This is a genomic window from Microbacterium sp. BF1, assembly GCF_019279095.1.
Lineage (GTDB): Bacteria > Actinomycetota > Actinomycetes > Actinomycetales > Microbacteriaceae > Microbacterium > Microbacterium maritypicum.
Genome location: NZ_JAGYWT010000097.1, coordinates 1 through 6,818, shown reverse-complemented (window position 1 = coordinate 6,818; position 6,818 = coordinate 1). Strand labels below are relative to the sequence as shown.

The 6,818-nt window shown below is 67.6% G+C and carries 6 protein-coding genes and 1 pseudogene; 2 read left to right on the top strand and 5 right to left on the bottom strand.

Annotation, left to right across the window (positions count from 1 at the left end):
• The 4 genes from KZA10_RS05405 to KZA10_RS05390 form a co-directional block, all read right to left on the bottom strand.
• Positions 1 to 435: ABC transporter ATP-binding protein (locus KZA10_RS05405; protein ID WP_218682362.1), on the bottom strand; the 435-nt coding region annotated here is incomplete at its 3' end.
• Entirely contained in the window at positions 432 to 1,226 is a 795-nt protein-coding gene (locus KZA10_RS05400; protein WP_127481893.1) for an ABC transporter permease, read from the bottom strand. The genes KZA10_RS05400 and KZA10_RS05405, both read right to left, overlap by 4 nt.
• A complete protein-coding gene (locus KZA10_RS05395) occupies positions 1,223 to 2,161 on the bottom strand; it encodes an ABC transporter permease subunit (protein ID WP_218682361.1) in 939 nt (312 codons plus the stop codon). Before KZA10_RS05395 ends, KZA10_RS05400 begins: the two co-directional genes overlap by 4 nt.
• Positions 2,158 to 2,928: an ABC transporter substrate-binding protein gene (locus tag KZA10_RS05390; RefSeq protein ID WP_374196540.1), complete on the bottom strand. Its 771-nt coding sequence runs from the start codon at positions 2,926 to 2,928 to the stop codon at positions 2,158 to 2,160. The genes KZA10_RS05395 and KZA10_RS05390 overlap by 4 nt, the downstream gene beginning before the upstream one ends.
• A gap of 179 nt (positions 2,929 to 3,107) precedes the next feature.
• Between KZA10_RS05390 and leuS the strand changes: the two are divergent.
• Positions 3,108 to 5,624, top strand: a pseudogene (leuS, locus tag KZA10_RS05385) (leucine--tRNA ligase); the annotation flags it as partial.
• A 69-nt stretch (positions 5,625 to 5,693) separates the two neighbouring features.
• Here leuS and KZA10_RS05380 read toward each other — a convergent pair.
• On the bottom strand, positions 5,694 to 6,332 hold the full coding sequence (locus KZA10_RS05380) for a phosphatase PAP2 family protein (protein ID WP_218682360.1): 639 nt from the start codon (positions 6,330 to 6,332) through the stop codon (positions 5,694 to 5,696).
• Between the two features lie 184 nt (positions 6,333 to 6,516).
• Here KZA10_RS05380 and KZA10_RS05375 point away from each other — a divergent pair.
• Positions 6,517 to 6,818, top strand: a 302-nt coding sequence (locus KZA10_RS05375) for an SLBB domain-containing protein (protein ID WP_218682359.1), incomplete at its 3' end; no start/stop codon positions are given.

Below are 6,818 nucleotides of genomic sequence, written 5' to 3'. Positions count from 1 at the left end.
GGCGAGGCCGACCAGAGCGAGAGCATCGACGGCGCGGCGCGCTGCCTCGGCTTTGCCGATCCCGCGCCGGCGCAGGCCGAAAGCAGTGTTCTCAGCGACCCGCAGGTGCGGGAACAGCGAGTAGGACTGGAAGACCATCCCGATGTCGCGCTTGTTCGTGGGTACTCGCGAGACGTCACCACCGCCCAGGAGCACCGCACCCTCGTCGGCACCCTCGAGGCCTGCGAGCACCCGCAGCAGAGTCGTCTTGCCGCAGCCGGAGGGGCCGAGAAGGGAGACGAACTCACCGGGAGCGATGTCGAGATCGACCCCGTGCAGCACCCGGTTGCCGGCGTAGCTCTTGACGATCCCCTGCAGCTCGACGCGAGTGCCTTCACCCGCCTGGGCGAGCAGCAGGTTGTCCTTGGTGCGCGGCAGCGCGTGGTCGACGGTCATGAGCGGGCCTTTCCGGTGCCGCGCGCGACGCGGCCGATCAGGAGGAGCAGGAGGAACACGAACACCAGCGCGAGCAGGGTGAAGATGGCCGGCGCGTACGGATCCTGTTTGTTCACCACGACCATCGCGGTCTGGAACACCTGGCGGTTCAGGAGGGAGGCGATCGTGAACTCTCCGAGCACCACGGCGATGGAGATGAGGGATGCGGCGAGCAGCCCCTGGCGGAGGTTCGGGGCGAGCACTTTCAGCACGACCGTCGGCCAGCTCGCGCCGAGCGAACGTGCGGCCTCGGAGAGGGTGCGCAGGTCGGCGGCGTCGATCGATGCCTGGATCGACCGGAACGCGAACGGCAGCACGGTGATCCCGTAGGCGAACGCGAGCGTCCAGGTGCCGGTGCCGAACGCACGGCCGATCTGCAGGTAGATCGGAGCCAGCCCGACCACGAGCACGATCGCCGGGATCGAGATGGGCAGCAGCACCGCGAATTCGAAAGCGGGCTTGAGGTTCGGGAAGCGCAGGTTCACCAGGATCATCGTCGGCGCGAGCAGCAACAGCACGATCGCGACGGTGACGACGGCGAGCACCAGGGAGTTGCCCAACCCCGTCCAGATCGGCTTGAGCGTCGCCGCGGCCGCGGGGTCGAACAACGCGGTCCAGCGTGCGAACGACAGCCCGCCTTCTGGGTCGCGGAGGGTGAAGAGGAAAGTCGACACGAGGGGAACGGCGAAGAACGCACCGACCAGGATGCCGATGGCCCAGCGGGTCGCGAGAGAGGGGCCGAGTCGGTTCACGACTGCCACCTCGCTGCTCGTCGCTGCACGAAGGAGTAAAGCGCCATCACGATCCCGACGATCACGATCATGCCGAGCGCGAGAGCACCGGCGAGGTTCTCCCGTCCGAGCACGGTCTCACTCGTGAGGGCCGTGCGGATCTGCAGCGGCACGATCTGCGCACCCTGGCTGGCGAGGGCGGCGGCAGTGGCGTACGAGGAGAACGCGTTCGCGAACAGGAGCAGCAGGCTGGCGAGGAACGAGGGCGCGAGCACAGGGATGCCGATGCGCAGCCAGAAGCTCGCACGGGTGCCGCCGAGGGTGAGGTTCGCCTCGGCCCACTGCGGCTTGAGCGCGGCGAGGGCGGGCATGAAGGTGATGACCATCAGTGGTATCTGGAAGTAGAAGTAGGGGAGGACGAGGCCGGGCAGCTCGTAGAGCCACGTGCCGTTCTCGAAGATGTTGACGCCGAAGGACTCCTTCAGGAACACGGTGACGACGCCTTGGATACCGATGGTCGCGATGAAGGCGAATGCGAGCATGACGCCGCCGAACTGCGCGAGCACACCGGCTGCGGCGTCAACTGCCGAGCGCGTTCGGCTCTCGGGGTCCATGCCGAGCAGGGCGTAGCAGACGAGGGCGCCGACGATCGCGCCGACGAGGGCGGTGAGCAGCGAGAGTCCCGCCGAGTTCGCGAACGTGTTCAGCACGACGGGGTCGGCGAGGGCCGACAGGTTCGTCCAGGTGAAGGAGCCGTCCTTCGTGAAGAAGCCGGAACCGATCGACAGGATCGTCGGCACCGCCAGGAAGAGCACGACGTAGGCGGCGAAGGGGACGAGCCCGAGCCACGCGAAGGACGGAGCGGACCGCCGGGTCCTCGCGAGCGGCGAGGACCCGGCGGAGGTGGCGGGGGCGGATGCCGCGGCACCCGCCCCCGTTGCGGAAAGGGCGGTCACTGGACCGCCGAAGCCCACTTCTCGCCGAGCAGCGTGCCGGCGTTCGTCGACTGCTCCTCGGTCGGGACCACGGTCTCCTCAGGAGCCTCGGGGAGTGCGGCGGCGAGGTCGGCGTCGATCGTGCCGGCGTCGGTCATGGCCTCCATGCGCACCGGACGGGCGCCGCCCTTCAGCCAGAGGTTCTGCACCTCGTCGCTGTAGAGGAACTCCTGCCACAGACGTGCGGCAGCAGGGTGCGGGGCGTCGGCGTTGATGGCCTGGTTGTAGTACCCGGCGTAACCGGTGCCGTCGAACACGACGACCTTCCAGTCCTTGTTGTCCGCCGTGTGCGAGGCGTTCAGGTAGTCCCAGTCGAACACGACGGGGGTCTCGCCGCTCGCGATGGTCGCGGTCGTCACGTCGACCTTGAGCAGGTTGCCGGCCTTCTGCAGCTCGGAGAAGAAGTCGATGCCCGGCTGGAAGTCGTCGAGGGTGCCGTCGGACTGCACGGTGGCGAGTCCCACAGCTGCGAACGCGGCTCCGGCCTGGGTCGGGTCGCCGTTGATCGCGACCGCGCCCTTGTAGTCGGCCGAGAGCAGGTCGGAGAGCTCGGCCGGAGCGTCGAACTTCGACGAGTCATAGCCGATCGACATGTACCCGCCGTAGTCGCCGACGAAGAGACCGGTGGGCTCCTTCAGCTCCGCGGGGATGTCTTCCCAGGTCTGCACCTTGTAGGGAGCGAAGACATCGGTGTTCTGCAGGGCGACGGTGAGGCCGATGTCGAACACGTCGGGCGCGGTGTCCAGGCCCTCGTTCGTCTTCGCGGCCTGGATCTCCTCGGCGCTCGAGACGTCGGGGGACGCTTCGTTGATGGTGATCTCGGGGTACTTCTCGGCGAACAGATCGAGGATCTCGCCGTAGTTGGCCCAGTCGCGGGGCAGCGCGATGACGTTGAGCGAGCCCTCGGCAGAACAAGTGGCAGAAGTACTGGGCGGACAACGGCACGTTCCTCACGGGCGGCGACGACGACACGCGCCCGCGGCGGTACGTGCTGGCGATGTTCCCCTATCCCTCGGGCGACCTGCACATGGGGCACGCCGAGAACTACCTCTACTCCGACATCGTGGCCCGTTTCTGGCGTCACCGCGGGCACAACGTGCTCAACCCGATCGGCTGGGACTCCTTCGGTCTGCCCGCCGAGAACGCGGCGATCCGTCAGGGTGCCGACCCGCGGGAGTGGACCTACCAGAACATCGCGCAGCAGAAGGTCGGTTTCGAGGCATACGGCGTCTCGTTCGACTGGAGCCGGGTGCTGCACACCTCCGACCCCGAGTACTACCGCTGGAACCAGTGGCTGTTCCTGAAGCTGTACGAGCGCGGTCTGGCCTATCGCAAGAAGAGTCCGGTCAACTGGTGCCCCAACGACCAGACGGTCCTGGCGAACGAGCAGGTGGTCGACGGACGCTGCGATCGTTGCGGCGCCGAGGTGATCAAGAAGAAGCTCACCCAGTGGTACTTCCGCATCACCGACTACGCCGACCGTCTGCTGGATGACCTGAACCAGCTCGAGGGCTTCTGGCCGCACAAGGTGCTGCAGATGCAGCGCAACTGGATCGGTCGCTCGGTGGGTGCCGACGTCGACTTCCTCATCGAGGGTCGCGAGGAGCCGGTCACGGTGTTCTCGACGCGTCCTGACACCCTGCACGGGGCGACGTTCTTCGTGGTCGCCCCCGACTCCGACCTGGCGTCGGAACTCGCAGCCGATGCTCCGGACGAGGTGCGCCAGCGCTTCCAGACGTATCTGGAGCAGGTGCAGAAGGAGACCGACATCGATCGGCAGTCCACGGACCGTCCGAAGACCGGCGTCTTCCTCGAGCGCTACGCGATCAACCCCGTCAACGGCGAGAAGCTGCCCGTGTGGGCAGCCGACTATGTGCTGGCCGACTACGGTCACGGCGCGGTCATGGCCGTCCCGGCACACGACCAGCGCGACTTGGACTTCGCCCGCGCGTTCGACCTGCCCGTCAAGGTGGTCGTCGACACGACGGCCCCCGTCACCGGTGCCATGCCGGTCATCGAGGTCGACGAGGAGGGCGTGCCGATCGACACCGGTGCCGCGCTCGAGGAGCGGAACCCCGCGACCACCGGCATCGCGCTCACGGGCGAGGGTCGCATGATCAACTCCGGGGCGCTGAACGGACTCTCCAAGCGCAACGCCATCGCGCGGGCCATCGAGCAGCTGGAGGCCACCGGTACCGGTCGTGCCGCCAAGAACTACCGTCTGCGCGACTGGCTCATCTCGCGTCAGCGGTTCTGGGGCACGCCGATCCCGATGCTGCACGCTGAGGACGGAAGCATCATCCCGGTTTCCGAGGACAAGCTCCCCGTCAAGCTGCCGAGCGTCGAGGGACTCGACCTCAAGCCCAAGGGCACGTCGCCGCTGGGTGGCGCCGAGAGCTGGGTGCGCACGACCGACCCGCACACGGGTGAGCCCGTGCTGCGTGACCCCGACACGATGGACACGTTCGTCGACAGTTCGTGGTACTTCCTGCGCTTCCTCTCGCCGAACAGCGACACGGTGGCGTTCGATCCGGCCCAGGCTTCCCGCTGGGCGCCGGTCGACTCGTACATCGGCGGTGTCGAGCACGCGATCCTGCACCTGCTGTACGCGCGCTTCATCACGAAGGTGCTGTTCGACATGGGGCTGATCGACTTCACCGAGCCCTTCTCGAACCTCATCAACCAGGGCATGGTGCTGCTCGACGGGCAGAAGATGTCCAAGAGCAAGGGCAACCTGGTTCTCTTCCAGGAGGAGCTCGACGCCCACGGTGCCGACGCCCTGCGCGTGGGGCTGGCGTTCGCCGGTCCTGTGGAGGACGACAAGGACTGGGCTGACGTCTCGACGACCGGCGCTCAGAAGTTCCTGGCGCGCGCGATGCGCATCGCCGGCGAGGTATCGAGCCCGGTCGATGTGGTGTTCGACGGTGGCGACGCCGCTCTTCGGCGTGCGACGCACAAGCTCCTTTCCGAGGCGCCGGGCCTGGTCGAGCAGACCAAGTTCAACGTCTTGGTCGCCCGCCTGATGGAGCTCGTGAACACCACCCGCAAGACGATCGACGGCGCAGCGGGCGCAGCCGACCCCGCTGTGCGCGAGGCCGCTGAGACGATCGCCGTGATGCTCGACCTCATCGCTCCGCACACCGCAGAGGAGATGTGGGAGATCCTCGGTCACGAGCCTTCCGTCGGCCTGGTGACGTGGCGTTCCGCCGACCCGGCGCTGCTGATCGAGGACAAGATCACCGCCGTCGTGCAGGTGGGTGGCAAGGTGCGCGCCCAGCTCGAGGTCTCCGCCCGCATCGGCGAGTCGGAGCTCGAGGCTTTGGCACGCGCGGACGAGCGCGTGATCCGGTCGATCGGCGACCGCGAGATCGTGAAGGTCGTCGTGCGTGCCCCGAAGATCGTGAGCTTCGTCGTCAAAGGCTGATCACCTCTTCCTCCACGGAGGACGATGATCCGGTCAGGGGCCCCGCGGTACGCCGCGAGGTCCCTGATCTCATTCGGGGCGTGCTGGCGATCCGGTGCGCAGAGATTCTCGAAGTCTCTCCGACAACGCGACGACGATGATCGGCACGGCGATGCCGAGCAGTGCACCGAACGCGATGTCGTGGAGATAGTGGACGCCCTGGGCGACCCGTGCGACCGCGACCACCGTGGCGAGCGCCATCGCCGACCAGGTGAGCCAGGAACGCCCGACCGTCAGAGCGATGGCGGCAGCAGCACCGAATGCGAGCGTCGCGTGATTCGACGGCAGAGACCAGTCTCCCGGAGGCGGGCATTCGGCGGCGATCAGCCACACGGTGCACGGGCGCTCCTGGGCGAAGACGAGCTTCTCACCCTCGCTCAGGACGTATGCGAGAGCGACACCCGCGGCGGCCATCACGATCCGTGGTCGGCGTTCCGGATGACTCCACCACGTGCGTCCCAGAGACACGGCCGTCGTGGCTGCGAGCAGCATCAGTCCCGCGTCGGAGATCAGCTCGAGTCCGGGCATTCCGGCGGCGGTGGAATGGAGCCACCGCGTGCCGAGCACGCTCACGCTGCCGGGCATCGGAATCGTCAGCAGGAGGGCCGCGGTGCAGATCGTGAGGACCACGGGCAGGAGACTGCGCGCGGGCAGACGTGTCGAAGGCATGCCTACGAACGTACGGAAAGGGCATCCGAAGAGCATCCGTCCGGAGAAGTACCCCCATCGGTCGGGCGGAGGACACGCTGCGTGGTCTTCGCGATCTCCTGCACGGAGCGCCGTCTCAGACACTTGTCCACGGCTGATGTCCGAGGCGCCGATCGGGGACACGCCGCCCGCCTAACGTGGCCGGATGGCATCCCCGCAGGCACCCCTTCCGCCCCGTCATCGCCTGCGGCTGAGCATAGGCGCGGCGGTGGTGCTGGCGCTCGTCGTGCTGTCGGCTGCTGTCGGGCTCGGCATCATGCGAGGGCAGGCGGCCCCGGTTGAATCGGTGCCGCTGACCGATGCCGGATCGGGGAACGGATCCGGCGCCGAGCCTTCCGGCGATCTCTACGTGCACGTTCTGGGCGCCGTCGAGAAGCCGGGGCTCTACGTGCTCGATCTCGACGCGCGACTCGTCGATGCGCTGGCGGCCGCGGGCGGGACGACCCC

Excerpts from the sequence above, each read along its gene's own strand:
- KZA10_RS05380 (WP_218682360.1), bottom strand. The coding sequence starts at position 6,332 with ATGCCTTCGACACGTCTGCCCGCGCGCAGTCTCCTGCCCGTGGTCCTC.